Source organism: Methylophilus sp. Q8 (assembly GCF_000800115.1).
In the GTDB taxonomy this organism is placed as follows: domain Bacteria; phylum Pseudomonadota; class Gammaproteobacteria; order Burkholderiales; family Methylophilaceae; genus Methylophilus.
In genome coordinates, this window is sequence record NZ_JUHE01000001.1 from 1510368 (window position 1) to 1535293 (window position 24926).

Genomic DNA, 24926 nt, shown 5'->3' on the forward strand with positions numbered 1-24926 from the left:
GGTGTTACATGGCTAAGGTGATTATTTGTGCCGATGACTATGCACAATCGGCTGCGATTGATGCTGCCATTTTGACGCTGATTGAGCGCGGTATATTGACAGCCACTTCTTGCATGACGTTGAGTCCACGCTGGCCTGACAGTGCCCGGCAGCTCACCCCGCAATTGCGTACCAAAGCTGATCTAGGCTTGCACCTCGATTTCACCCAGTTTTCACGCACCATGCGTGCCTCTCACCCTGTGCTGGTGTTGCTTAGCTTGACTGGATTGCTCAGCACACAAAAGGTGATGGCGAATATCAAGCAACAGCTGGATGCTTTTGAAGATGCGTTGCATACGCCACCAGATTATATTGACGGCCATTTACACGTGCATCAGCTGCCTGTCATCCGCGAGGCACTAATCACCATTTTGCAACATCGATACGGCCACTTGGCTCCAGCCAAACGACCATGGTTGCGCATATCAAGCCCCCCGGTAGGTAGTGGCCTCAAGGCTCGAATGATCCATTGGCTAGGCGCAGAAAAATTAAAACAGCTTGCCAAGGCCGCCGGGTTCCGCGTTTCGCCTGTATTGCTGGGCGTCTACGATTTTCAGGGCGATGCGGCGGCCTATCAGGCACGTTGGCTATATTGGGCCAGGCAGCTCAAACAACTGCTCATCTCTGAAAAAGACCTGCCACCCGTGCTCATGTGTCATCCGGCGCGTCCCACGCAAGTCATTGATCCGCATGACCCGATTGCCATCGCCAGAATGATTGAATGGCAAGTCATGCAGTCGGCTGATTTCTCCGCCTGGCTGTCCATGGCGGATATCCAGCCGGTGAAAGGCTTGCATTGAGCTCTGTTCAAGCCTGGGCAAGCCATGCCCCGTTGTGGCAACGTGCCGCGCTGGCACTTTTGATCGGTGCACTCACGGTGCTTGGTTTTGCACCTTATGGACTGTTCTGGCTACCCTGGTTAACCCTGGCCGTTTTGCTGGGTTTATGGCAGCAAGCCGCAACACCTGCACAAGTATTTAAACTGGGTCTGGCCTTTGGTCTCGGTCTATATGGGCTTGGTATCTACTGGATTTATATCAGCCTGCATACCTTTGGTGGCATGCCCTGGTGGTTTGCCGGATTCTGCACCTTGTGCCTGTGTGCGTTTATGGCCTTGTTCCCGGCAGTTGCAGGCTATCTGGCCAAGCGCTTAGGCCATTTGTTATGGGCTGCGCCGCTATTGTGGGCCTTGTCAGACTGGGTGCGCAGCTGGATTTTTACCGGTTTCCCCTGGTTAACGCTGGGCTATAGTCAGGCACCAGACAGTCCATTGGCAGGTTTTCTACCTGTGCTGGGTGTCTATGGCCTCTCAGCATTGGTGATGCTGTTGGCCGCATGTGTACTTGCCTTGGCCACCACTCAGCAACGTCTACGCTCAGCGGTTATCCTCGCCGCGTTGCTCATCGGTGGCAGCGCACTCACGCAGGTGCCGTGGACCCAAGCTGTGGGTCAGCCAGTCAGCGTCGCTTTATTGCAAGGCAATATCAGCCAAACTATCAAATGGTCGCCCGAGCATGCTGAGCAGACCTTGCGCCAATATTTCGACATGGTGCAGCAAGCCAAAGCGCAATTGATTGTCTTGCCGGAAACCGCTTTACCGGTGTTGCTCGAACAGTTGGCGCCAGTGTATCTGGATGCACTTAAACAACATGCGCTCGACCAGCAAGGCGATTTGCTGGTGGGCGTGGTCGAGTCCAGGCAAGGCGAGTATTTTAATAGCGCGATCAGCCTCGGTACGTCACCAACGCAAGCCTATTCCAAAAGCCACCTGGTGCCCTTCGGTGAATTTATTCCGCTCAAAAGCGTCTTCGGCTGGATTTACCGTGACTGGTTGCATATGCCACTGAGTGATTTATCACGCGGCACTTCAAAGCAGCCATTGCTGATTGCCGGGCAAAAAGTTGGCGTCAATATTTGCTACGAAGACGTGTTTGGTGAAGAGATTGCCCAGCAACTGCCGCAAGCCGAGTTGCTGGTGAATATCAGCAACGATGCCTGGTACGGACAGTCGTTTGCGGCGGACCAGCATATGCAATTTAGCCAGGTGCGTGCGCTGGAAACCGGGCGTATGGTATTGCGTAGTACCAATACCGGGGCGACGGCGATTATCGATAAAAATGGCAAGGTACTGCAGCATGCCGCACATGATCAGGCAGTAATTTTGACCGGTGAAGCGCAGAGCTATAGGGGGCAGACGCCTTATGTTTTTTGGGGCAACTGGGCGTTTCTGGTGTTGAGTGTGGGTGGCTTGTTGTGGATTGGATTTAGACGGTAATTGTTAGGTTTGTGCGTGTAGGGAAGGTTTCTTTTCGCCTTATTGGCGAGTTACTTTTCTTTGCTTGCACAAAGAACAAGTAACCAAAAGAAATGCACCCCAGCTTCCGCTTGTATCCTGTGCTACTCGGCTTGTCGGGCGGCAATCAAAAACTCGCTCCTACGGAGCTCAAACAGTTGCTTGCCGACTACCCCCGCCAACCCTGCGTTGCTCGGCGCGGCAGATGGGGACCCGAAAACCAGTGAGCGCCACGATGGTTGGACTATCCAACCGTTCAAATTGTTACGCTGTGAGTTTGGCGAGATAAATCCCATTCATCACGCTGAGTAGCGGAGACAAAATAAGAGTAGAGGGAGCGACTGTCCGAATCCCGCAGCGGCTCACGTTTTGTGTGAGCTGCCAGGTTGAGTTTCGTGACCGGCTTATTTTGTTGAGCAACGCAAGGGAGCCTTTAGGCCGTGATGGCTGGGTGTCGTCCTCTTTGGTTACTTTCTGGGGGACAAGCACCAGAAAGTGACTCGCCAACAGGCGAAAAAGGTGTTTGTTTAACGCTCCATTCTAAAGCTCCAAAGAATTACTTTCTCATTTAATCCACTCTCTTTACCAAAAAAGTGTTGATACAAAATCGGCAATACAAACAACGTCAAGAACGTTGCTGTAATCAATCCCCCAATCACCACAATCGCCAATGGCCGTTGAATCTCCGCCCCCGGCCCCGTGGCAAACAATAGCGGAATCAGGCCAAACGCGGTAATGCTGGCGGTCATCAGCACTGGCCGCAATCGGCGTTTGGCGCCTTCATAGGCAATCTTGCTGGTATCCATGCCTTGTTCGGCTAATTGCTGAAAATGGCTGACCATCACTACACCATTGAGCACAGCAATGCCTAGCAAAGCAATAAAGCCAACGGAGGCGGGCACTGAGAGGTATTCACCCGATAACCACAAGGCAAACACACCACCTATCATGGCGAACGGGATATTCGCGAGTACCAGCAGCGCTTTGGGGAATGAGCCAAAGGTCATGAATAGCAGCAGGGCAATCAGCACAATCGCGATCGGGATAACGATGCTGAGGCGCGCCGCAGCCCGTTGCTGGTTCTCGAACTGGCCGCCCCATACCAGCCAGTAGCCTTCGGGGAGTTTGACCTGTTGTGTGACTTTCTGTTTGGCTTCTTCGACAAAGCTCACCAGGTCGCGGTCTTTGACGTTGGCGGTGACGACGACCATGCGGTTGCCGCGTTCACGGTCGATTTTGACCGGACCTTCTTCACGCACGACTGTTGCGACGCTGGAAAGTGGCACGGTGCCGCCTTGTGGCAGCGTGAGCATGAGTTGGCTGAAGTCTGAAGCGGATTCACGTACCACCTGGCTACCACGCAGCAGTATCGGCGTGCGGCGGTTGCCTTCGAGCACGATGCCCAGCAGTTTGCCTTCGAGCTGGCTTTGTAGCAGGGCGTTGATGTCGGCGACGCTCAGTCCCAATCTACCTGCTGCCACACGGTCTATCTTGATTTGCAGGTATTGCACACCACTGTTCTGTGGCGTATAGACATCCTGGTTACCGGGCACAGATTCCAGCACTTTGATGATCTCCTGTGCTTTCTGGTCCAGTGTTTTGAGGTCGGTGCCAAAGATCTTCAGCGCCAGGTCGCCACGCACGCCGAGGATCATTTCATTGACGCGCATTTCGATTGGTTGCGTGAAGTTGTAATCCAGGCCGGGGATGCCGTGCATAACCTGACGTAGCTTCTCAATCAATGTTGCTTTGTCAGGCACCTGCCATTGATCGCGGGGTTTGAGCACCAGGAAGTTATCGCTCTGGTTGATACCCATCGGGTCCAGTCCGAGCTCATCTGAGCCCGCCCGAGAGTATACGCCCTGGATTTCCGGTACTTGTTGCAACAGGGTTTGCTGTAAGTGGCTGTCGGTGGCGACGCTTTGTGATAACGCAATGGATGGCAGTTTCTCTGTGCCGATAATGACGTCACCTTCGTCCATGGTGGGCATAAAGGTTTTGCCGATGAGCGGATATACCACCACCGTCAATGCCAGCAGGATAACTGCCACTATGAGTACGGGGCGTTTATGCTGCATGGCCGTGGCCAGGGTACGGGCGTACCAGCGATTGAGATGGCGGATCAGCCACGGGTCTTCAGCGGCATGATCCTGTATCAGGAACGATGCCAGTACCGGGATGATGGTCAGTGACAGCAGCAGCGATGAGCCCAGCGCAAACATAATGCTCAGCGCAACCGGCGCGAACAGTTTGCCTTCCAGCCCTTGCAAGGTGAGCAGAGGGACAAATACGGTGATGATAATCACGATACCTGCACTGACCGGGATGCTGACTTCACGCATGGCGGCGAGAATGATGTCGAGTTTGCTATGCTCTTTTGTGGCTGGCGCGTGAGCCAAATGCTCGACGATATTTTCCACCACCACTACGGCCGAGTCGACCAGCATACCGATGGCAATCGCCAGGCCGCCTAATGACATCAGGTTGGCCGATAGGCCGTATCGCTGCATCAGCCAAAACGTCGCCAGCATGGATAAGGGTAGCACGCAGGCCACGGTGAGCGCGGCACGCAGGTTGCCCAGGAATAATACCAGTAATACCAGCACCAGCACGACTGCTTCCATCAGCGCTTTATTGACGGTGTGCACGGCCTGCTCGACGAGGTTGCCGCGGTCGTAAAATACTTCGATTTTGACACCTTGGGGCAGGGCAGGTGCCATTTCCGCCAGCTTGGCGCGCACACCTTCCACCACTTGCCGGGCGTTGGCGCCACGCAAGCCTAATACCAGGCCTTCCACCGCCTCACCTTTGCCATTGCGGCTGACCGCACCATAACGCGTTAACTCACCGATGCGCACTTCAGCGACATCAGCAATGCGTACCGGGCTGCCCAGGCGGCCATGCAATACGGTATTGCGCACATCCTCCAGGGTCTTGAAAGCACCTTCAGCGCGCACCAGCAGGGATTCTTCACCATCTTTAAGGCGTCCTGCCCCGTCGTTGCGGTTATTATCACTAATGGCCTGTTGCAACTCACTGAGCGCGATGCCACGCGCCTGCAATTTGGCATTGTCGGGCACGATTTCAAAACTACGGACCAAGCCACCCAGCGCATTCACATCGGCGACACCGGGCACAGTACGCAGGCGCGGGCGGATGACCCAGTCCAGCAGGGAGCGTTTTTCCTGCAAGCTGAGCTTGTCTGATTCAATGGTGAACATGAACATCTCGCCCAGTGGCGTGGTCATGGGCGCGATGCCGCCGGAAATCTCGGCTGGCAGGTTTGCCCAGGCGTTATTCAGCCGCTCGGTGACTTGCTGCCGTGCCCAGTAGATGTCGGTGCCATCTTCAAAGTCGATCGTGATATCGGTCAGCGCATATTTGGCCACTGCGCGCAAACTGGTCTGTTTGGGGATACCCAGCATCTCGACTTCAATCGGTGCGGTAATCCTCGTCTCGACTTCTTCCGGCGTCATGCCCGGAGATTTGATGATGATTTTTACCTGGGTCGACGAGACGTCTGGAAAAGCGTCAATCGGGATAGTTTGATAGGCGGTCCAGCCAGCAAACAACAAACCAATCGCGAAAACGCAGATAAGCACGCGTTGTTTGAGTGAAGTTTCAATTAGCCAATGTAACATGCTTATTCTCCACCCATGCCCAGCCAATGGCCTTTGAGTGCCGCCACGCCTTGTACGGCGATGGTTTCATTGCCGCGCAAATCCGCTTGTACCGTTAATTGCTGATCCTGCTCTAGCAAAACCTTGACCGGTGTGACCGCAATGCCTTTGCTTTGCTGCACAAAAACCACCGCCCGTTCACCTTGTCTGGCGACAGCACTTCTGGGCACGGCAAAACTGCCTTGTGTCGCTTGTGCAACCAACGCAACATCAACTATTTGCCCAACAGATAGTTGTTCTACCCCCTGGCTGATAGAGGCTCGTACTTGTGTGGTCTGGTTATTTTTATTCAATTGCCTTAATACAGTGTCGACTTTCGCGGTCAGGTTTTGCTTGGGTAAACGTACCGTGGCACCGGGGCTCAGTTGCTGCGCTTGCACAATTGGCACTTGTATCATCAGCCACAAAGGTTTCGGGTTGCTGATGGTGAAGATCGGCATTGCCATGTCTACGCGCGCGCCGACTTGCTGCTGCTGTTCCATAATCTGCCCGCTGATCGGCGCGACGATGGCCATACCGTTCTGCATGCTACGTTTTTGCGCCAGTTGCTTGATCTGCGCCTCGCTCATGCCTGCCAGTTTCAAGGTTTGCTGGCGCTCATGCATCAATGCCTGGCTGGTTTCATAGGCGCTTTGCGTTTCCTGCATACGGCGCTGGGCGATGATGCCATCCTTGAACAATTCCTGATCGCGTTTGAGGGCTTGTTCGTGCAACCTGGCCTGGGTGTCGCTCTGCAAATAGTTGCTTTGCAAGGCCACTAAATCCGGACTGCTCAGCTGGCCGATGACCTGTCCTTGTTTGACAGTATCGCCTACGCTGACGGTAAGTTTGGTGATCAGACCACCCTGTGGCGCTGTGACCACGCGGGTTTGCGTTGGTGGCAACACCACTTCTGCCGGGTAATTGGCGGATAAACCTTCTTGCTGCGCTTGCAAATGTCCCCACTGCACTTGCATTTGTTTCAGTTGTGCCGGTGAGAGCAGTAACAGGGTGGCTGCCGATGTGTTCAACGACAGGCAAAGCGCGCTAATTAAAAACAGAATTCTTTTCATGGCAGGACTCCTACGGCCTGGTTGTATTTGGCAATATTCGATTGCACTTGTAGCTGCTGGCTGCTCAAGCTGCGGTCAGCTTCAAAGGCCAGTAATTGCAGGCGTAATAATTGGTTGAGATCGAGTTCGCCTAAACGATAGGCTTTGCGTGCCAGGGCTGCATTTTCGCTGGCGATGGCTTGTTGCTGTTGAATCAGGGTGAGTTCCTGACGGCTGACATGCAGGTTATGCTCGGCTTCGTGCAGGTTGTTTTCTAGCTGGCGGCGCAAGGTCTCCAGCTGGGTGCGCGCGTCGCCTATGTTTTGCTCCGCATTGGCTAACAGTGGTGCGCGCTGCACTTCACTTTGCAGCGGAATATTAATGGCCACGCCCATGCTCGAGTTATAGGCATAATCAAAGCCGCCCTGGATGGTACGTGTGCTGAGCGTGAGTTGCGGGTTTTGCCGTTGTTCAATCGCTGTTAAGTCACGCTGGCTTTCAGCCAGCTTGAGCCTGGCTTGTGCGGCTTGCCAGTAAGGCGAGTCGGCATAGTCTTCACGCGTAGACAACGGTTCTTCCAGTTTGGCAGGCATTTCACTCAGCCCGGTGAGTTGCTGATAGCGGAACTGCGCATGCATGAGTTCGGCATGCGCGGTTACGCGCTGGCGTTCGGCTTGCAAGGTTTCCTGTTCGGCCTGCATCACGTCCAGCCTGGCTACTTCACCGGCCTTAAAGCGTTTTTGCACGTCTTCGGCAATGCTGCGCATGGTCTCGCGGCGGTTTTCCACCAGGCTCACGTCATTGCGGCGCAAAGCGATATCCCACACAGCATTGCGTAACAGATCTGCGGCCAGTTGCTGCAAGCCAGCGCGGTCTTGTGACAGGCTGTCGTCAGCCAGGCTGGCGACCTGGCTGCGCGCCTGGCGCTGGCCGGGTAACCAGATAGGGATCTGCATTTGCGCCTGCCACTCACGCTCGTCACGATTGCTCATGAGGGCATCGTTTTGATGTGAAAAGCCGACAGAAGGGGCTTGTGGCAACCAGCTATTGGCCATGGTTCGGCGTGCCTGCACCATTTGCTGGTGGGCGGCCAGCAAAGACTGTTGCGGGTGGATAGCGACTACCTGCTGCAATACTTCATGCAGGCTTAAACGCGGGTTGGCTGAAACGGTATCCTCGTGATCGCTGGCCAGATTGGCCATACTTTCGGCTATGGCAGGTGTTGCATAGCCCATCATCAGCCATACGCAGCATGCGATTAACCGGGAGTGAAGCACTCCCTGATATAAATGAAACATAGATTCTCCTGAACAAAACAGGCAAACGGATGGCAGATGCCAACCGCTGCAGCAGACTTAAGTTCAGGCGTGAGGTGGGCCGCGAGGGCTGTGGCGGGTAAGCGGGGATTGAAGTCGTGACCAGTCGACTTGCTGTCGCTGGTATTGGTGACGTGGTACCAGCAGGCATAACGATAGCAAAAACAGGGCAGGCAGCAGGGCCGCTAGCCAGAGGCTGGCGTAGGCATCAATGAGTGATAATAGTGTGTTGCTTTCACTGATCGCCTGGCCCAGGCCTATGATCTGGCCATGCGATTTGCTGGAATGCATATGCCAGTGAAACGGATGCTTGGCATCCTGAGCTTCGGCATGCAGGGCCGGAATATCTACCATATGCATATGCGGCCCATCATCAGCAGCGGTGTCGCCTGCGGCATGGGCGTGCAACAGCGGCGCAATGGTTTGCAGTAAGGCAAACCATAACGTCAGCAACAATACCCATGTGCGGTAGGATTTCATGTGTCTAATCTATCAAACTTTGCGTGATGCCACAATCGCAAAAAACCGTAAAAAAACCATCCAACTCTTTCAACGGCGCTGCAATGCGATTTCTTAACCCTGTCTGAATCAGGTAAAATATTCGTTTTACAATCAACCGGATCAGGCGCGATGGTGCTGACCTTTCAACAAATTATTTTAAAGCTTCAGGAATACTGGGACAAACAAGGCTGCACTTTGTTGCAACCTTACGATATGGAAGTCGGCGCAGGCACCAGCCACACGGCAACTTTTTTACGCGCACTGGGGCCTGAGCCCTGGAAAGCTGCCTATGTGCAGCCCAGCCGCCGCCCGAAAGATGGCCGTTATGGTGAGAACCCGAACCGCCTGCAACATTACTACCAATACCAGGTGGTGTTGAAACCTGCGCCGGCCAATATCCTCGAACTCTATCTGGGTTCACTGGAAGCACTCGGTTTTAACCTGCAGGAAAACGATATCCGCTTTGTCGAAGATGACTGGGAAAACCCGACGTTGGGCGCCTGGGGCCTGGGCTGGGAAGTCTGGCTCAATGGTATGGAAGTGACGCAGTTTACCTACTTCCAGCAAGTAGGCGGCATTAACTGTAAGCCGATTACCGGTGAGATCACTTATGGCCTGGAGCGCTTGGCCATGTATTTGCAAGGCGTAGAAAACGTTTATGACCTCGAATACTCGCCTGGTGTGAAGTATGGGGATGTGTTCCACCAAAATGAGGTTGAGCAGTCGACGTATAACTTTGAGCACTCGGATGCTGACTTTCTGTTCACCGCGTTTAATGCTTATGAAAAACAGGCCAAGCACCTGATGGAAGTAAAGCTCGCTTTGCCTGCTTACGAGCAAGTATTGAAAGCGGCGCATACCTTTAACCTGCTGGATGCGCGTGGAGCCATTTCCGTTACCGAACGTGCGGCTTATATTGGCCGTATCCGTAACCTGGCCCGCGCTGTGGCCGCCAGTTACCTCGATAGCCGCGCCCGACTGGGCTTCCCGATGGCGCCTAAAGCCTGGGCTGATGAAGTCATCGCCAAGATTAAGAGCGAACAAGCAGAACAAAACAAGAAAGCCGCCGCATGAGTACCCGCAACCTGTTAGTTGAATTATTTGTAGAAGAGCTGCCACCAAAAGTATTGAAAAAACTGGGCGAATCTTTCAGTGGCGTGCTGGCTGAAAGCTTAACGGCCTCTGGTTTGCTGGTGGATGGTACGGTCACAACGTTTGCCTCCCCGCGTCGTTTAGCGGCGCATATCACCCATGTGTCTGCCAAAGCAGCAGACAAGCAAGTCGCGCAAAAACTGATGCCCGCCACCGTGGGCCTGGATGCCAATGGCAACGCGACGCCTGCTTTGCTGAAGAAATTGCAGGCATTGGGTGAGGATGAAAGCGCAGTTGCCAAGCTGCGCAAAGAGCACGACGGCAAGGCCGATATCCTGTTCCTGGATGCTACGCAAGCTGGGGCAACATTGTCCGAGGGTTTGCAAAAGGCCATTGATGAGGCGTTGGCAAAATTGCCTATTCCTAAAGTCATGACCTATCAAATCAATGATGGCTGGCAGAGCGTGAATTTTGTGCGTCCGGCACATGGCCTGGTAGCCTTGCATGGCAACGAAGTCGTGGCGATCTCGGTATTAGGATTATCTGCGGGCAACACTACACAAGGGCATCGCTTCGAGGCGAAGCAGCCTGTGGTCACGCTCACCTCTGCCGATACCTATGCCCAGCAATTGGCGGACGAAGGGGCGGTGATTGCCAGTTTTGATGCGCGTCGTGCCGAAATTGTAAAGCAGCTACAAGCTGCGGCTGACAAACAGGGCCTGAAGCCGATCGAGGACGATGCCTTATTGGATGAAGTCACTGCGCTGGTGGAACGTCCTAATGTGTTGCTGGGCCAGTTTGAAGAAGAGTTCCTGGCAGTGCCGCAAGAGTGCCTGATCCTGACCATGAAGGCCAACCAGAAATACTTTCCGTTGCTGGATGCGAGTGGCAAACTGACGAATAAATTTTTAATCGTCTCTAACATCAATCCAGCCGATGCCAGCAAGGTCATCGGCGGTAATGAGCGTGTGGTACGTCCGCGCCTGGCGGATGCCAAGTTCTTCTTCGACCAGGACCGTAAAAAGACGCTGGAAAGCCGTTTGCCAGGCCTGGGTAAGGTGGTTTATCACAACAAGCTCGGTTCACAAGGTGAGCGTAATGAGCGCGTGGTGGCGATTGCTTCTGCCATTGCCCAGCAGATTGGTGGTGACGGTTTTGTCGCCAAAGTGGCGCAAGCCGCACGCTTGTCCAAGATTGACTTGCTGACCGATATGGTCGGTGAGTTCCCCGAGTTGCAGGGCATTATGGGCCGTTACTACGCCCAGCATGAAGGCCTGGCCGATGATGTGGCCTATGCGATTGAAGACCATTACCGTCCACGCTTTGCCGGTGACGAATTGCCGCGTAGCCAGGTCGGTGTGGTCGTGGCTTTGGCCGATAAACTGGAAACGCTGGTTGGCCTGTTCAGCATCGGTGAAAAACCGACGGGTGATAAGGATCCGTTTGCCTTGCGTAGGCAGGCACTGGGGATTTTGCGCATGCTGATGGAAACCGATTTGCCATTGGCCTTTGACCAGTTGATTGCACAAACCCTGAGTGTGTTTAATGGTAGCCAAGAAGTGGCTGAAGCTATCAAAGCCTTCTGTTTTGACCGCTTGGCGGTGAACCTGCGTGACCAGGGCGCGAGTGCGCAAGAAGTCGATGCGGTATTGTCATTGTCCCCGAATCAGTTGGCTGAAGTGCCTCGTCGTTTGAGTGCAGTACAGGCGTTTGCCAACCTGGCCGAAGCGCCTGCGCTGGCGGCTGCCAACAAGCGTGTGTCTAATATCCTGAAGAAGGTAGAAGGCGACGTGAAAGCCGAAGTGAAGGCTGAATTGTTGCAAGAGCCAGCTGAGCAAGCCTTGCATCAGGCGCTGGCAGCGACCAAGCCTAAAGCGGATCAGCTGTTTGAAACTGGCGATTACACGGGTTCTTTACAAGCGCTGGCGGTGTTGAAGGCCCCCGTTGATACGTTCTTTGATGCCGTGATGGTGAATGCAGATGATCCGGCATTAAAAGCCAATCGTCTGGGCTTGCTAGCGACCTTGCATCAGGCCATGAATCGTGTCGCTGACTTGTCCAAGTTGGCCAGTTAACCTCTTGCCGTCAGGAGTTTATGCATGAAATTAGTCATTCTTGACCGTGACGGCGTGATTAACCGCGACAGCGCGACCTTTATCAAGAATCCCAACGAGTGGATTCCGATTTCTGGCAGCCTGGAAGCGATTGCGCGGCTCAATCAGCATGGTTATCGCGTAGCCGTGGCGACCAATCAATCCGGCATTGCGCGTGGCTATTTCGATATGGCCACGCTGAATGCCATTCACGACAAAATGCATAAAGCGCTGGCGCAAGTGGGCGGCCGCATTGATGCCGTGTTTTACTGCCCGCATGCCGCCGACGATCATTGCGATTGCCGCAAGCCCAATACCGGTATGCTGGAGGAGATCAGCCGCCGTTTTAATGTCGAGCTGACCAGGGTGCCTGGCGTGGGCGATGCGTTGCGAGACTTGCAGGCGTTTGCCAAAGCCGGTTGCCAGCCCTACCTGGTGCGCACGGGTAAGGGCGAAGAAACCTATAACCTGGCTGACGTCCCCGAGAGTACCATCGTTGTTGCCGATCTGGCGGCTGCTGTTCAAGACATTATTGCAGGTGACAAATAATGCAAAAAGCCGTGTTGTATGTGCGCGCCTTGCTGTTTTATGTGGGGTTGTTTGCACTGACGATTCCATTTTCATTACTGGCGATTTTGCTGATGCCGCTACCGGCAGTGACGCGCTCACGTTGGGTCAGTGGCTGGGCGTATAGCGTGTTGTGGTGGCTCAAGGTGACGTGCAATTTGCGTTATGCCGTCACCGGGCATGAGCATATTCCTGCCAGCGCGCATATCATTCTGGCTAAACATCAGTCCGCCTGGGAGACCATAGGCTTGCAGTGTATTTTTCCGCCGCAAATCTGGGTGATGAAAAAAGAGTTGCTGATGATCCCTTTTCTGGGCTGGGCATTCTGGGCACTGGATGCGATCCCCATTGACCGCAGTGCTGGCCGCGAGGCATTGAAAAAACTGGTCAACAATGGCAAAGACCGTTTGCGGCAAGGGTTAAGTGTGGTGATTTTCCCGGAAGGTACGCGTACAGCACCTGGCCATCGTGGTAAATATCATATCGGTGGCGCCTGGCTGGCATCGCATAGCGAAACCACCGTAGTGCCGGTCGCACATAATGCCGGGCGCTTCTGGCGCAAAAATTCCATCCTTAAATATCCAGGTGTGATCCAGGTGGTCATCGGCCAGCCGATTGATACCAAAGGCCTCAAGCCAGATGCGGTCAATAAACAGGTTGAAGACTGGATTGAAGCCGAGATGCTGAACCTGTGATTGAGCAACGCTTGCAATTGCCTAATGGGCAAAGCATCCAATACCTGCTCGACCTGCGCGCACGCAGAACCATCGGCCTTAAAATTACCGCCAATGGCCTGGTGGTACACGCCCCAAAACGTATTTCAGCCACGCAGCTGCAGCAAGTCCTATTAGAAAAATCCGGCTGGATACAGCAAAAGCTGGCCTTGCGTGAAGCCAATCAGGTCGCGCCCATGCAATGGCAGGATGGCGAACCGCTGTTATTTATGGGCCAGGATATCGTGTTGACGCTACAACATCATGCCACCAATAAAGCGGTGACACTGCAAGGCAATCAATTGCTGGTCAGGTCGCCGCAGATCGACCAGCCAGCGCTTGTTGCGCGCAAAGTATTGCAATGGTACGCGCAACAAGCGCTACCGGATTTTACGCGTAGGGTGGAACTTATCGCCGCGCAAATGGGCGAGAAAGTCAGCGCCGTTGGTCTTTCCAATGCCAAGTCGCGCTGGGGCAGTTGCAATAGCCGCAAGCAAATCCGCTTGAACTGGCGCTTGATTCAAGCGCCGCCCCATGTCATTCAATATGTCGTTTGCCACGAAATGGCACATTTGAAAGAAATGAACCATTCGGCCAGGTTTTATGCCGTACAGGCCAGCCTGTTCCCACGCTATGTGCAGGCCGAGAAGGATTTAAAAGCGCTGTCGCCAATATTGCATCGTATGGCCTGAGTGTATTGCCGTTTACCTGGCTTTTTTGATTTCGGCCACTAGCTGGTCGAGTACGATTCCCCAACCCTCCTGAAATCCCATGGCTTCGTGACGTTGTTTAGACGTGGCATCTGCATGCAAGGCGTACGCTGTATATAACGTCCCGCGAGCTGTAGGCGTCAATACAATGCTGGCCGTCATCATCAGTTCAGCACACTCATGTCCAGGCGTTTGCTCGGGAATTTTTACCGGCCTGAAGTCGGCTTCAAGGGCATTAGTCCAAGTCAGTTTCTGGTTGGGGATGACCTCCAGATAGCAGCCTCTGTTAGGGAAACTCTGCCCTTCCGGAGATTGCATCGTGGTGCGGAAGACTCCGCCTGGCCGCAGGTCGATTTCGCAGTCTACTGTTTTCCAGGGGCGTGGACAGAACCAGGTTTTAAGGTGCTCAGGCGTTGTCCACGCCTGCCAGATTTCCGCTGGGGATACATCGACTTCTCTTTCCAAAACCAGGTCGAGAGCCGGATTAAGCGTGATCGACATTTCATTTCTCCTCATGGGTAAATAGGCTGTCAAAGCTGGTCTATAAAAACAGACCTTTTTCAATGTTTAAAGTTTGGTGGGGGATGTGTTTGCCTGCCTGTTTGCTAGCCAGATACCGCAAAAGATGGTCAGCATGCCCAGCAGTTGATAGCCATGAAAAGGCTCTTTTAACAGCAGGCTGGAAAGCAGCGAGCCAAAAATCGGCATGGCATGAATAAAGACACTGGCACGCACCGAGCCCACCAGACTGACCGCTTTTGCATAGGCTAGAAAGGCAATCACTGACGGGAAAATGCCGATATATAGCAGCGTCCATATGGTCTGCGCGTGCTCGATATGGGCAGTGGTGGTTTGGCTTTCCCAAACATAGAGCGGTAGCAGCAATGCTAAAGCGATGAGCACCTGGCAGAGCATCAGTCCGCTGCGGTCTATCGTGGCAGGAATCTGTTTCAGCCACACAGTGAATAGTGCCCAGCAAATCATGGCTAAAAAGATAATTATGTCGCCGGGTGCAAAGGCCAGTGTGAGTAGTACCTGCAAATCGCCGTGAGACACGACGGTGAGTACACCAGCGAGTGAAACCAGTAGCCCGAATAATTGATTGCCCGGCAAATGTTGCCGATAAAGCAGAAAGCCAAAAATTGCCACCAGGAATGGAATAAATGAATTAAGGATAATGCCATTGGTGGCGCTGGTCGTGTGCAAGCCCCAATATACCAGCAAGTTAAAGGTGGCAACGCCAGTAACAGCTGTGCCCAGCACGTGCCAGCGATAAGCCAGGTAGTGGGTGCGATCACGTAAAAAAGGCTTGAGTGCAAACGGTAGCAGGCAGAGTGTGGCAAGCCCCCAGCGGATCAGTGATAACGCCACTGGCGGGACATCGGCGCTGACAGCGCGCCCGGCGATAAAGTTACCGGCCCAGAACAGCGGCGGTAGCAATAGTAGAACTAATGTGCGCCAGTCTAATTTGGTGTTTGAGGGGTTTGCCATGCCTATGAGGGAATGATGGACAAGCGCAGATTGTAGTAGGCAATGCGGCTAGCAGCAAAGCATGTTTGGTGAAATAAAAAGGGGCCGAAGCCCCTTTTTTTGAAACTGGATGAATCAGGCAGCGCCCAATTGTACGGGTGTTAACTGAATCAGTTTTTTAACCAGGCCAGGATGCTGTTCTGCGTGCGCTTCTTTCAGGCAGGCCTTCGCGCAGCTGGCACATTTGCCGCATTCCGCTCCAACGCCTAATTGTTCTTTCAAATGCTTCACGGTTTTTGCACCATTTCTCACCGCCTGGTGAACTTGACGCTCAGTGACTGCATTACACACGCAAACGTACATATTGCCTCTCTAGGATTACTAATGATAATTATTATCATTTATTGAGAGTTTGTCAAGGTTAAATTGGTTCCTGACAGCCAAGAAAAAAGCCGCTTTCGCGGCTTAATTCAACAGCTTATATGCAGGCCGGGGGTTAGTCGGACTCAATCTGCGATTGCAGGTAATTTGGCAAGGTCACGTCTGTGATCAGGCGTTGCTGGGTTTCCAGCCAGTCGACGGCTTCTTCGCAGGCTTCCAGCAACTCGGTCAGCAAATCGCGCGTCACGTAGTCTTGCAGTTTTTCTGCTTCAGCAATGGCTTCTACCAGTTGCGGGTGTTGCACTTCTTTTTCGAAGCTGAGGTCGCCTTGCAGGCACTCCACCACGTCTTCGCCAATCAGCAACTTGCCCAGGTTTTGCAAGTTGGGCAGACCATCCAGAAACAAAATGCGCTCAATCACTTCATCGGCTTCTTTCATCACGCGGATGGATTGCTTGTATTGGTAATCGTTGAGTTTTTCCAAACCCCATTTTTTAAACATGCGCGCATGTAAAAAGTACTGGTTAATTGAGGTCAGTTGATTTTTAAGCACCTTGTTTAAGGTGACGATGATTTGTTTATCGCCTTTCATGCGAACTCCTTATCCTGCCGCCGGGCTGTTATTCATTTGGCTTTGGCAGTAGTTTTCCATGCCGACCAGTTTGATCAGGCTCAGTTGTTTTTCGAGCCAGTAAGCATGATCCATTTCGGTGTCATCCAGCTGCACCAGCAGCATTTCGCGGCTGACGAAGTCCTGTGCTTGCTCACAAGCCTCAATGGCTTTTTTCAGGTGTTTGACCACGGTATATTCCAGCGCCAGGTCAGACTCCAGCATGGACTTCACGTCTTTGCCAATGTTGAGCGCATCGCGCTTGGCCAGGTTGGGTTTGCCTTCGAGGAACAGAATGCGTTGGATTAGTGCGCGAGCATGCTCACGTTCATGTAAGGACTCATGCAGAATGCGCTCCGAGATCACGCTCAGGCCCATGTCAGCATACATTTCACCGTGAATGAGGTATTGGTCGGTGGCGGATAATTCGCCCGCCAGCAGGTCATTCAAAATGTCTATAATTTTTTTATCGCCTTTCATTGTCGGCTCCTGTGTGCATTTTTGATGCAGCCATCATACAGGAAAACAGAAATGATGCAATTAAAAATATTAACGTAACTATTTGATTTTAAATGGTATTTTAAATAAAAATCTAAATGAAAATCGTTCTTGATGTGGTTGGAGGGAGGGGTTCCTGACAGCATTCAAGGCTTACAGCAACAACTGTAAATCATGGGCAATATTTTCCGGTTTTTCGCCATAACCGAGGTAGATACGCGGTGCGCCGGTTTTATCAAAGACATACAGGCCTGCGCTGTGGTCCATGGTGTAGCCGGATTTGCCCGGCTCGCTGACTTTGGCGGCATACACTTTGTATTCACTCAGGTTGGCGGCGACTTCGGCTTCTGTGCCGCGCAAGCCGATAAATCGCGGGTCAAAGCCCGGCACAAACTGCGCCAGCACTTCCTGTGTGTCACGTGCCGGGTCGACTGTGACAAACAGCACCTGCACGTCGTTGGACTTTTCTCCCAGTAATTGCATGGTTTTTTTCAGGTCAGACATGGTGGTCGGGCATACATCCGGACAATGCGTGTAACCAAAGAATAGCACTACCACCTTGCCTTTAAAGTCATTCATGCTGCGCAACTTGCCGGTATGGTCGGTCAGTGACAGCGGCTTGCCAAACTGGGTGCCGGTCAAATCGGTGCCGATAAAACTGGCAGAACCGCCTTGCTGGCAAGCGGTCAATAGTGTGGCCAGCAGTACGAAGGCCAGGTAAACCCACTTAAAACGCAGTTGCATGCAAAAAATCCTTGTAAATCATCATTGAAATGGATTCTAGCATAGGCGAAAAGGGCGCAGATTAGTTTACAATACTGGTTTTTGATGACTGACGGATTAAGGGCGAGTTTAAATGGCAATACCGAGTTCGATGGCAGACCGTGACGGCGTTATCTGGTACGACGGCAAAATGGTCAACTGGCGTGATGCCACTACCCACGTGTTAACCCACACTTTGCACTATGGCATGGGCGTGTTTGAAGGCGTGCGCGCCTACAAAACTGACAAAGGCACCGCTATTTTTCGCCTGAAAGAGCATACCGACCGCTTGTTCCGCAGCGCGCATATCCTGGGCATGAAAATGCCGTTTGATAAAGAGACTATCTCTGAAGCGCAAAAAGCCGCTGTGCGTGAAAACAAGCTTGAATCTGCCTACCTGCGCCCAATGGCGTTCTACGGTGCAGAAGCGATGGGTATCTCCGCCAAAACCCTGTCCACGCACGTCATCGTCGGCGCCTGGAGTTGGGGTGCATACATGGGTGAAGAAGCCATCACCAAAGGTATCCGCGTGAAGACGTCTTCATTTGCACGTCATCACGTCAACATCACCATGTGTAAGGCCAAGGCCAACGGCAACTACATGAACAGCATCCTGGCTCACCAGGAAGCCGCACAAGACGGTTACCAGGAAGCCTTGTTGCTGGACGTAGACGGTTTCGTCGCTGAAGGTTCCGGTGAAAACATTTTCATCATCCGTAACGGCAAGCTGTATACACCAGACCTGACCTCCGCGCTGGAAGGCATCACCCGCGACACCATCATCCACCTGGCAAAAGTAGAGTTGGGCCTGGAAGTGATCGAAAAACGCATTACGCGTGACGAAGTTTACAGTGCTGACGAAGCCTTCTTTACCGGCACCGCTGCTGAAGTCACACCTATCCGTGAACTGGATAACCGTGCGATTGGCGAAGGCACTCGTGGCCCGATCACCGAAAAACTGCAAAGCCTGTATTTCGATGTGGTGAAAGGCAAAAATGCCAAGTACGCACATTGGTTGACATTGGTTTAATCAATTACGCGCCTGTTTGCTGGAGAGTTTGAATGTCTGATGTCAAAGAGTTTGAAGTAGACGGCAAAGACTTGCCATTGCATTGCCCAACCAAAGATACGCCTTTGTGGGATGCACATCCAAGGGTGTTTTTGGATGTGGCGAAAACGGGGCAAGTGTCTTGTCCGTATTGCGGGGCTAAATATAAGTTGAAGCCGGGGACGCAGGTGCATCACCATTAAGTAGAAAAACCCACGCATTGCGTGGGTTTTTTGTTTGTGGGTTTTGCACGTGAATTGGGCGAGTTTGAAAAATATTCTTTGGATGGTTGAATAGCCTGTGCTTATTGGATTGATTGTCGCGCGGAACAGCGTTCTGGCTTTATTGGATGTTTTGTAAAAGGTCACTCTTAAGGTTTGTGCTTTGATGAGTGTTTTGTTTCGCCTTTAGGCGAGTTACTTTTCTTTGCTTGCACAAAGAACAAGTAACCAAAAGAAATGCACCCCAGCTTCCGCTTGTATCCTGTGCTACTCGGCTTGTCGGGCGGCAATCAAAAACTCGCTCCTACGGAGCTCAAACAGTTGCTTGCCGACTACCCCCGCCAACCCTGCGTTGCTCGGCGCGGCAGATGGGGTCCCCGAACACCAGGTGAGCGCAATGGTTGGTAGTTTTAATAAACGAATTTGGTTTTTGAACCGTCCAAACTTCGCCAATGTGAGTTTGGCGAGACAAATCCCATTCATCACGCTGAGTAGCGGAGACAAAATAAGAGTAGAGGGAGCGACTGTTCGAATCCCGCAGCAGCTCACGTTTTGTGTGAGCTGCAAGGTTGAGTTTCGTGACCGTCTTATTTTGTTGAGCAACGCAAGGGAGCCGTAGGCCGTGATGGCTGGGTGCCCTCTTCTTTGGTTACTTTCTGAGGGGCAAGCATCAGAAAGTGACTCGCCGACAAGGCGAAAGGCATCGCCAAATCACTCCGCCAAAGCTAAGCGCTCTAAAGAGTTACTTTCTAACGCATATCGGTTCAGCGCTGCAGTCTAGGCGGTGATCGCCCATAATTGCTGCATCACTCGCTGAGTTTCCTCCGTCCCGCTCGTTAAAAACACATAATCGCCAGCTTCCGTTGCTGCATTAAGCATTTGTCTTTGCTCTAACACCTGTTGCAAACGCTTCGCCACGGCAGCGCCGGTATCAATCAAGGTGACATCAGGCCCGACGGTCTCTTGAATATATTTACGCACAAACGGGTAGTGCGTGCAGCCCAACACAATGGTATCCGCTCCTGCGGCCATGAGTGGTTTGCAGTATTGTTGCAGTAGTGCGAGCGTCTGTGGGGTGTCGAGTTGGCCTTGTTCTATGCATTCCACCAGGCCAACGCAGGCTTGTGTGATGACTTGCACGTTTTGGCCGTAATGTTCGAGCAGGGCTGCAAATTGTGCGCTTTGCAGAGTGCCGGTGGTGGCGAGTACGCCGATGATGCCGTTGTTGCTGGCAGCCGCCGCAGGTTTGACGGCGGGTTCCATGCCGATAATGGGTAGTGTGTAATGTTGGCGCATGCTACCAATGGCGGCTGCGGTGGCGGTGTTGCAGGCGACAACTAGGGCTTTGGCGCCTTTGGCAATTAATATATCGGCGACGATTGTGCAGCGTTGCTGAATTTCTGCGGCGGTTTTGTTGCCGTAAGGCGCGTGGGCGCTGTCAGCAAAGTAGATGAAATGCTCGTGTGGCAGTTGGCGGGTGAGGTGTTTTAGCACGCTGAGGCCGCCGACCCCGGAATCCATCACCCCAATGGGGGCATTGACTGCAATCGCTGGGCACATCGAAATGGCACGGTATGATTTATAATGGGGGGATTATATCGGATTTTAGACAGGTGTCAGGCATGGCCAACCGGCTGAGCAAGATTTACACGCGTACTGGCGATAGCGGCACAACCGGGCTGGGCGATGGCTCGCGCGTGGCAAAATCTGACTTGCGCGTGGAGGCCATGGGCGATGTCGATGAGCTGAATGCCGTGCTCGGTATGTTGCTGGTAGAAGACCTGGCGGACGATGTGCGTGACAGCTTGCTGGCGATTCAGCATGATTTGTTCGACCTGGGTGGTGAGTTGTGTATGCCTGGGCATCACTTTATACAGGCGGGTCGGGTCACGTTTTTAGAACTGACGCTGGATGCCTGGAACGAAGCGCTTAGTCCGTTAAAAGAATTTATTTTGCCGGGTGGCAGCCGTGCAGCCGCCGTGTGTCATTTGGCACGTACGGTTTGTCGGCGTGCCGAGCGCGTGTTGCATGCACTGCATGCGCAATCGCCGGTCACCGCTGTGGCCTTGCAATACCTGAACCGATTGTCTGATTTACTGTTTGTCCTCTGTCGCACGCTTAACCGGCAGGCAGGTGTGCCGGACGTATTGTGGAATAACCAACATAAACTATAGCGTGGCCCTGGCCGGCGCTTGAAATGCAAAAAAACGAATGATTAAACAATTACTGCAAAAAGTATTCCGTCGTCGTGCCAGCGCGAATACCCACACTCAACTGCCTGCGGCGCAAGTCATCCAGGTAGGCAAGCATAAGATCAACCAGAAGCATATTAGCCAGGCCGCACTGAAGACCTGCGACCAACTGCAGAAGGCCGGTTTCCAGGCCTATATCGTCGGTGGTGCCGTGCGCGATTTGCTGCTTAATCACCCGCCTAAAGACTTTGACGTGGCAACCAATGCCACGCCTGAGCAGGTGCATAAGGTGTTTCGACGCTCGCGCATTATCGGTCGTCGTTTCCGGCTGGTACATGTGTTATGGGGGCATGAGACGATAGAAGTCTCTACTTTCCGTGGTCATCACTTAAGCGATGGTGACGCTGAAACCAACGATAGCGGCCGCATCATCCGTGACAACGTGTTTGGCAGTATTGAGGAAGATTCGGTGCGCCGTGACTTCACCGCCAATGCCTTGTATTACGACCCCAAGCGTCAGGAAGTGCTGGATTTTCATCATGGTGTGGCTGATGTGCGCGCCAAAACCTTGCGCATGATTGGCGATCCTGTCACGCGTTATCAGGAAGACCCGGTGCGCATGTTGCGCGCGGTGCGCTTGTCGGCCAAGCTGGGCTTGAAGCTGGAACGTTCTACAGAAGCACCAATACGCAAATTGGCTGATCTGCTGGAGGATGTGCCACCCAGCCGCTTATTTGACGAGATGTTAAAACTGTTCTTGTCCGGTCACGCCATCGAGAGCATTAACGCTTTACGTGCGCAGCAGTTGCACCACGGTTTGTTGCCTTTGCTGGATGTAGTGCTCGAGCAGCCACTTGGCGAAAAATTTGTCATGCTGGCGCTTAAAAATACCGATGAGCGCATTTTGTCTGGCAAGTCCTCTAACCCTAGCTTTTTGTTCGCTACCTTGCTGTGGCACGAGGTGCTGCAAGCCTGGCAAGAGAACCAGAAGCGTGGCGAGCATATGATTCCTGCCTTGCATGAGGCGATGAATGAAGTGATCGACAAGCAGGCCGAGAAAATGGCGATTCACAATCGTTATACTGCGACCATGAAAGAAATCTGGGTGATGCAGCCGCGCTTTGAGCAGCGCTCTGGCAAGCGCCCTTATGCCTTGTTGACCAACCCCAAATACCGCGCGGGGTATGACTTCTTGCTATTACGCTGTGCTTCCGGTGAATTACCACAGGAGCTGGGCGACTGGTGGACGCGCTTTGCCGATGCTGGTACCGATGAACGTACCGAGATGTTATTACCGGAAAGCGGCCCTAAAAAACGCCGCCGCAAACCACGCAAGAAAAAGCCTGTGGGCGGAGACTTGGCTTAATGGCCATTGCGTTGATTGCGCTGGGCAGTAATTTGCAGCAGCCAGAAACACAGGTCAGCAAAGCGATTACGGTGTTGGCCAGTACGCCAGGATTGACCTTGATGCAAGCCTCCAGCCTGTATGCGACGGCACCGGTGGGCTACGATAACCAGCCTGACTTTATCAATGCGGTGGTGCAGGTGGCGACCGAGATGCCAGCGCCGCAGTTGATGCAGTTATTGCTGGATATTGAGCAGACGTTTGGCCGTGAGCGCCCGTTTCCCAATGCGCCTCGCATTTTGGACCTCGACTTGCTGGATTATGAGGGCATACAGCTAGATACCGAGCTGTTGAAATTACCGCATCCGCGCATGCATGAGCGTGGCTTTGTCATTTTGCCGCTGGCTGAAATTGTGCCCGACTTTATGCTGCCACAAGGAAAGACTGTTGTAGAATGGACAGCAAAACACAAGCACGATGACGTGCGCAAACTGAATCCGAATTGAATCCGCTGAACGAGCAATCACCATGTTTACCCGCTTTCCTTATGTCGTTATTGAAGGTCCGATAGGCAGTGGCAAAACCACATTGGCCCGGATGCTGGCCGATCAGTTTTCAGTCGAGCTACTGTCTGAAAAGGCTGAGGCTAATCCGTTTTTGACCCGCTTTTATCAGGATGCACAGCGTTATGCTTTGCCAACGCAGTTATTCTTCCTGTTTCAGCGTTCGCGCCAGATTGAAGATATGGCACAGCGCGATATGTTTGGCCAGCCCACGGTGTCTGATTTCTTTCTCGAAAAAGACCCGCTGTTTGCACGCCTGAACCTGGATGATGAAGAGTATTCTCTGTATCACCAGATTTACCAGCACCTGCAACTCAAAGCGCCCAAGCCAGATCTGGTGGTGTATCTGCAAACTCCGGTGGACGCCTTAATGGATCGCATCGAGGAGCGCAATATCAGCTACGAGCAAGATATGCCGCGTGAGTATATTGCCCGCCTGGCCGAGGCTTATAGTGAATTTTTTCACGGCTACGATGCCTCACCTTTGCTGATTGTGAATAACGAAAAGCTCAATATTATTAAAGACCCGGAAGCATTTAACTTGCTGATCGAGCGTATTGGCCAGATTAAGAGCAGCCGCGAATACTTTAACCCCAATTTTTAATTCAACCTGGCGGTATGGGCCACCATTATCGGCCCGTGTTGGCAGATTGATGGCGGAAACAGATGCTGAATACCCTTCTCACAAAAGCTGGTGCGGGCGAAAAAATTGCCATGCTCACTTGCTATGACGCCACCTTTGCCAAATTGCTGGCATTGGCTGGTGTGGATGTCTTGCTGGTGGGGGACTCCCTGGGCATGGTTGTACAAGGCGCTGCCAATACGCTGGACGTCACCATGCAGGACATGATTTACCACACCCGCCTGGTGGCTAAAGGCGCGCCAGCCACTGTGATCATGAGTGACATGCCGGCAGGCAGTTATGAGCATGATAAAACCACAGCACTCACTAATGCGCTGACATTAGTCGCGGCAGGTGCGCATATCGTCAAGATCGAAGGCGGTGGCAACATGGTTGAGACCGCACGTTACCTGGTCGAAAATGGCGTGCCAGTATGTGCGCATCTGGGCTTTACGCCGCAGTCAGTCGAAAAGCTGGGTGGCTATAAAATTCAGGGCAAGACTGAAGAAAGCGCGCAAATTATGCTGGCCGATGCCCAGGCCATGGTGCGGGCCGGGGTGGATATGGTGCTATTCGAGATGGTGCCTGCGGCGGTGGCTGCGCATATCACACAGCACATTGGTGTGCCAACGATAGGCATAGGCGCAGGCGCTGGCTGTAGTGGCCAGGTGCTGGTATTGCAGGATTTATTGGGAATATATACTGGTCCGGCAGATAAAGCCCCACAAGACTACAAAGCGCCAAGGTTCGCACAGAACTTCCTGCAGCAGGCGGGGAGTGTGCAGCAGGCGGTGGTGGATTATGTTGAGGCGGTGAAGGCGGGGAGCTTTCCTGAGGATAGGCATAGTTACTAGCGTGGTGTGGATGGGCTAAGAAGGTCATTCTTAGGTTTGTGTTTTGGTTAGTGTTTTGTTTCGCCTTTTCGGCGAGTTACTTTTCTTTGCTTGCCCAAAGCGAAGACTATTCTATGATCGATCTATTTCGCCTCTCGGCGACCATTCTTTCTTATGCTTGTCCATAAGAAAGAAGGCAAAGAACAAGACACCCCAACTTCCGCTTATTTCCTGTGCTACTCGGCTTGTCGGGCGGCAATCAAAAACTCGCTCCTTTGGAGCTCAAACAGTTGCTTGCCGACAACTCCCGCCAACCCTGCGTTGCTCGGCGCGGCAGATGGGGACC

General features: G+C 52.9%; 25 protein-coding genes. 14 read left to right on the forward strand and 11 right to left on the reverse strand.

The features are described from left to right. The first annotated feature begins 8 nt into the window (after window positions 1-8). Together GQ52_RS07390 and lnt are read left to right on the forward strand one after the other, a co-directional pair. Window positions 9-839: a ChbG/HpnK family deacetylase gene (locus GQ52_RS07390; protein ID WP_047516354.1), complete on the forward strand. Its 831-nt coding sequence runs from the start codon at window positions 9-11 to the stop codon at window positions 837-839. Further along, window positions 836-2314 (forward strand): apolipoprotein N-acyltransferase, encoded by a 1479-nt coding sequence (lnt, locus tag GQ52_RS07395; protein WP_047516357.1) that lies wholly within the window; start codon window positions 836-838, stop codon window positions 2312-2314. The genes GQ52_RS07390 and lnt overlap by 4 nt, the downstream gene beginning before the upstream one ends. Before the next feature lie 545 nt (window positions 2315-2859). Here the strand turns inward: lnt and GQ52_RS07400 are convergent. The 4 genes from GQ52_RS07400 to GQ52_RS07415 all read right to left on the reverse strand — a co-directional run bounded on the left by GQ52_RS07400 (window position 2860) and on the right by GQ52_RS07415 (window position 8839). Then, window positions 2860-5973: an efflux RND transporter permease subunit gene (locus GQ52_RS07400; protein ID WP_052179044.1), complete on the reverse strand. Its 3114-nt coding sequence runs from the start codon at window positions 5971-5973 to the stop codon at window positions 2860-2862. Window positions 5974-5975: 2 nt separating this feature from the next. Continuing rightward, window positions 5976-7064, reverse strand: a complete 1089-nt coding sequence (locus GQ52_RS07405) for an efflux RND transporter periplasmic adaptor subunit (protein WP_047516360.1) — start codon at window positions 7062-7064, stop codon at window positions 5976-5978. Further along, window positions 7061-8341: a TolC family protein gene (locus GQ52_RS07410; protein WP_235273048.1), complete on the reverse strand. Its 1281-nt coding sequence runs from the start codon at window positions 8339-8341 to the stop codon at window positions 7061-7063. The genes GQ52_RS07405 and GQ52_RS07410 overlap by 4 nt, the downstream gene beginning before the upstream one ends. A gap of 63 nt (window positions 8342-8404) precedes the next feature. Continuing rightward, entirely contained in the window at window positions 8405-8839 is a 435-nt protein-coding gene (locus GQ52_RS07415) for a hypothetical protein (protein WP_047516366.1), read from the reverse strand. A gap of 153 nt (window positions 8840-8992) precedes the next feature. Between GQ52_RS07415 and glyQ the strand changes: the two genes are divergently transcribed. Genes glyQ through GQ52_RS07440 form a run of 5 tightly spaced genes read left to right on the forward strand, consistent with a single transcriptional unit; the run spans window position 8993 to window position 14017 of the window. Further along, window positions 8993-9934, forward strand: coding sequence for a glycine--tRNA ligase subunit alpha (gene glyQ, locus GQ52_RS07420; protein ID WP_047518589.1), 942 nt, complete (start codon window positions 8993-8995; stop codon window positions 9932-9934). After that, complete coding sequence (glyS, locus tag GQ52_RS07425; protein WP_047516369.1) at window positions 9931-12027, forward strand: glycine--tRNA ligase subunit beta; 2097 nt, start codon at window positions 9931-9933, stop codon at window positions 12025-12027. Before glyQ ends, glyS begins: the two co-directional genes overlap by 4 nt. 24 nt (window positions 12028-12051) lie before the next feature. Next, the gene (gene gmhB, locus GQ52_RS07430) at window positions 12052-12594 is read left to right on the forward strand and encodes a D-glycero-beta-D-manno-heptose 1,7-bisphosphate 7-phosphatase (RefSeq protein WP_047516372.1); all 543 of its coding nucleotides are present in this window, start codon (window positions 12052-12054) and stop codon (window positions 12592-12594) included. Then, entirely contained in the window at window positions 12594-13307 is a 714-nt protein-coding gene (locus tag GQ52_RS07435) for a 1-acyl-sn-glycerol-3-phosphate acyltransferase (protein ID WP_047516375.1), read from the forward strand. The genes gmhB and GQ52_RS07435 overlap by 1 nt, the downstream gene beginning before the upstream one ends. Then, window positions 13304-14017 (forward strand): M48 family metallopeptidase, encoded by a 714-nt coding sequence (locus GQ52_RS07440; RefSeq protein ID WP_047516377.1) that lies wholly within the window; start codon window positions 13304-13306, stop codon window positions 14015-14017. The genes GQ52_RS07435 and GQ52_RS07440 overlap by 4 nt, the downstream gene beginning before the upstream one ends. Window positions 14018-14029: 12 nt before the next feature. Here the strand turns inward: GQ52_RS07440 and GQ52_RS07445 are convergent, their stop codons facing one another. From GQ52_RS07445 to GQ52_RS07470, 6 genes are all read right to left on the reverse strand, one after another. Beyond that, window positions 14030-14536 carry an SRPBCC family protein gene (locus tag GQ52_RS07445; RefSeq protein ID WP_047516379.1) on the reverse strand — a complete coding sequence of 169 codons (507 nt, stop codon included), beginning with the start codon at window positions 14534-14536 and terminating at the stop codon, window positions 14030-14032. Between the two features lie 66 nt (window positions 14537-14602). Then, a complete protein-coding gene (locus GQ52_RS07450) occupies window positions 14603-15526 on the reverse strand; it encodes a DMT family transporter (protein ID WP_047516381.1) in 924 nt (307 codons plus the stop codon). A gap of 114 nt (window positions 15527-15640) precedes the next feature. Continuing rightward, a complete protein-coding gene (locus GQ52_RS07455; protein ID WP_019883336.1) occupies window positions 15641-15868 on the reverse strand; it encodes a bacterioferritin-associated ferredoxin in 228 nt (75 codons plus the stop codon). Window positions 15869-16001: 133 nt separating this feature from the next. Further along, window positions 16002-16478, reverse strand: a complete 477-nt coding sequence (bfr, locus tag GQ52_RS07460; RefSeq protein ID WP_047516383.1) for a bacterioferritin — start codon at window positions 16476-16478, stop codon at window positions 16002-16004. Window positions 16479-16487: 9 nt separating this feature from the next. Next, window positions 16488-16976, reverse strand: coding sequence for a bacterioferritin (gene bfr, locus GQ52_RS07465; protein ID WP_047516385.1), 489 nt, complete (start codon window positions 16974-16976; stop codon window positions 16488-16490). 171 nt (window positions 16977-17147) lie between these two features. Next, a complete protein-coding gene (locus tag GQ52_RS07470; protein WP_047516386.1) occupies window positions 17148-17738 on the reverse strand; it encodes an SCO family protein in 591 nt (196 codons plus the stop codon). A gap of 130 nt (window positions 17739-17868) precedes the next feature. Between GQ52_RS07470 and GQ52_RS07475 the strand changes: the two genes are divergently transcribed. Beyond that, complete coding sequence (locus GQ52_RS07475; protein ID WP_019883331.1) at window positions 17869-18786, forward strand: branched-chain amino acid transaminase; 918 nt, start codon at window positions 17869-17871, stop codon at window positions 18784-18786. Between the two features lie 32 nt (window positions 18787-18818). Further along, window positions 18819-19007, forward strand: a complete 189-nt coding sequence (locus GQ52_RS07480) for a zinc-finger domain-containing protein (protein WP_019883330.1) — start codon at window positions 18819-18821, stop codon at window positions 19005-19007. A 795-nt stretch (window positions 19008-19802) separates the two neighbouring features. Here the strand turns inward: GQ52_RS07480 and murI are convergent. Next, window positions 19803-20585 (reverse strand): glutamate racemase, encoded by a 783-nt coding sequence (gene murI / locus GQ52_RS07485; RefSeq protein WP_047516388.1) that lies wholly within the window; start codon window positions 20583-20585, stop codon window positions 19803-19805. A gap of 62 nt (window positions 20586-20647) precedes the next feature. Here murI and GQ52_RS07490 point away from each other — a divergent pair, with 62 nt between their 5' ends. The 5 genes from GQ52_RS07490 (at window position 20648) to panB (ending at window position 24601) form a co-directional block, all read left to right on the forward strand. Further along, complete coding sequence (locus tag GQ52_RS07490; protein ID WP_024930678.1) at window positions 20648-21199, forward strand: cob(I)yrinic acid a,c-diamide adenosyltransferase; 552 nt, start codon at window positions 20648-20650, stop codon at window positions 21197-21199. A gap of 37 nt (window positions 21200-21236) precedes the next feature. Beyond that, window positions 21237-22583, forward strand: a complete 1347-nt coding sequence (pcnB, locus tag GQ52_RS07495) for a polynucleotide adenylyltransferase PcnB (RefSeq protein WP_024930679.1) — start codon at window positions 21237-21239, stop codon at window positions 22581-22583. Continuing rightward, a complete protein-coding gene (folK, locus tag GQ52_RS07500) occupies window positions 22583-23068 on the forward strand; it encodes a 2-amino-4-hydroxy-6-hydroxymethyldihydropteridine diphosphokinase (protein ID WP_047516391.1) in 486 nt (161 codons plus the stop codon). The genes pcnB and folK overlap by 1 nt, the downstream gene beginning before the upstream one ends. 22 nt (window positions 23069-23090) lie before the next feature. Continuing rightward, window positions 23091-23729 carry a deoxynucleoside kinase gene (locus GQ52_RS07505; protein ID WP_019883325.1) on the forward strand — a complete coding sequence of 213 codons (639 nt, stop codon included), beginning with the start codon at window positions 23091-23093 and terminating at the stop codon, window positions 23727-23729. Between the two features lie 62 nt (window positions 23730-23791). Beyond that, window positions 23792-24601: a 3-methyl-2-oxobutanoate hydroxymethyltransferase gene (gene panB / locus GQ52_RS07510; protein WP_047516393.1), complete on the forward strand. Its 810-nt coding sequence runs from the start codon at window positions 23792-23794 to the stop codon at window positions 24599-24601. The last annotated feature ends 325 nt before the right edge of the window (window positions 24602-24926 follow it).

Bases quoted from the DNA above. Each gene is read 5' to 3' on its own strand.
- GQ52_RS07390 (WP_047516354.1), top strand. From the start codon at position 9: ATGGCTAAGGTGATTATTTGTGCCGATGACTATGCACAATCGGCTGCG.
- GQ52_RS07400 (WP_052179044.1), bottom strand. From the start codon at position 5,973: ATGTTACATTGGCTAATTGAAACTTCACTCAAACAACGCGTGCTTATC.
- GQ52_RS07405 (WP_047516360.1), bottom strand. From the start codon at position 7,064: ATGAAAAGAATTCTGTTTTTAATTAGCGCGCTTTGCCTGTCGTTGAAC.
- GQ52_RS07410 (WP_235273048.1), bottom strand. From the start codon at position 8,341: ATGTTTCATTTATATCAGGGAGTGCTTCACTCCCGGTTAATCGCATGC.
- GQ52_RS07415 (WP_047516366.1), bottom strand. From the start codon at position 8,839: ATGAAATCCTACCGCACATGGGTATTGTTGCTGACGTTATGGTTTGCC.
- glyS (WP_047516369.1), top strand. From the start codon at position 9,931: ATGAGTACCCGCAACCTGTTAGTTGAATTATTTGTAGAAGAGCTGCCA.
- gmhB (WP_047516372.1), top strand. From the start codon at position 12,052: ATGAAATTAGTCATTCTTGACCGTGACGGCGTGATTAACCGCGACAGC.
- GQ52_RS07435 (WP_047516375.1), top strand. From the start codon at position 12,594: ATGCAAAAAGCCGTGTTGTATGTGCGCGCCTTGCTGTTTTATGTGGGG.
- GQ52_RS07445 (WP_047516379.1), bottom strand. From the start codon at position 14,536: ATGTCGATCACGCTTAATCCGGCTCTCGACCTGGTTTTGGAAAGAGAA.
- GQ52_RS07450 (WP_047516381.1), bottom strand. From the start codon at position 15,526: ATGGCAAACCCCTCAAACACCAAATTAGACTGGCGCACATTAGTTCTA.
- GQ52_RS07455 (WP_019883336.1), bottom strand. From the start codon at position 15,868: ATGTACGTTTGCGTGTGTAATGCAGTCACTGAGCGTCAAGTTCACCAG.
- bfr (WP_047516383.1), bottom strand. From the start codon at position 16,478: ATGAAAGGCGATAAACAAATCATCGTCACCTTAAACAAGGTGCTTAAA.
- bfr (WP_047516385.1), bottom strand. From the start codon at position 16,976: ATGAAAGGCGATAAAAAAATTATAGACATTTTGAATGACCTGCTGGCG.
- GQ52_RS07470 (WP_047516386.1), bottom strand. From the start codon at position 17,738: ATGCAACTGCGTTTTAAGTGGGTTTACCTGGCCTTCGTACTGCTGGCC.
- GQ52_RS07475 (WP_019883331.1), top strand. From the start codon at position 17,869: ATGGCAGACCGTGACGGCGTTATCTGGTACGACGGCAAAATGGTCAAC.
- GQ52_RS07480 (WP_019883330.1), top strand. From the start codon at position 18,819: ATGTCTGATGTCAAAGAGTTTGAAGTAGACGGCAAAGACTTGCCATTG.
- murI (WP_047516388.1), bottom strand. From the start codon at position 20,585: ATGTGCCCAGCGATTGCAGTCAATGCCCCCATTGGGGTGATGGATTCC.
- GQ52_RS07490 (WP_024930678.1), top strand. From the start codon at position 20,648: ATGGCCAACCGGCTGAGCAAGATTTACACGCGTACTGGCGATAGCGGC.
- pcnB (WP_024930679.1), top strand. From the start codon at position 21,237: ATGATTAAACAATTACTGCAAAAAGTATTCCGTCGTCGTGCCAGCGCG.
- folK (WP_047516391.1), top strand. From the start codon at position 22,583: ATGGCCATTGCGTTGATTGCGCTGGGCAGTAATTTGCAGCAGCCAGAA.
- GQ52_RS07505 (WP_019883325.1), top strand. From the start codon at position 23,091: ATGTTTACCCGCTTTCCTTATGTCGTTATTGAAGGTCCGATAGGCAGT.
- panB (WP_047516393.1), top strand. From the start codon at position 23,792: ATGCTGAATACCCTTCTCACAAAAGCTGGTGCGGGCGAAAAAATTGCC.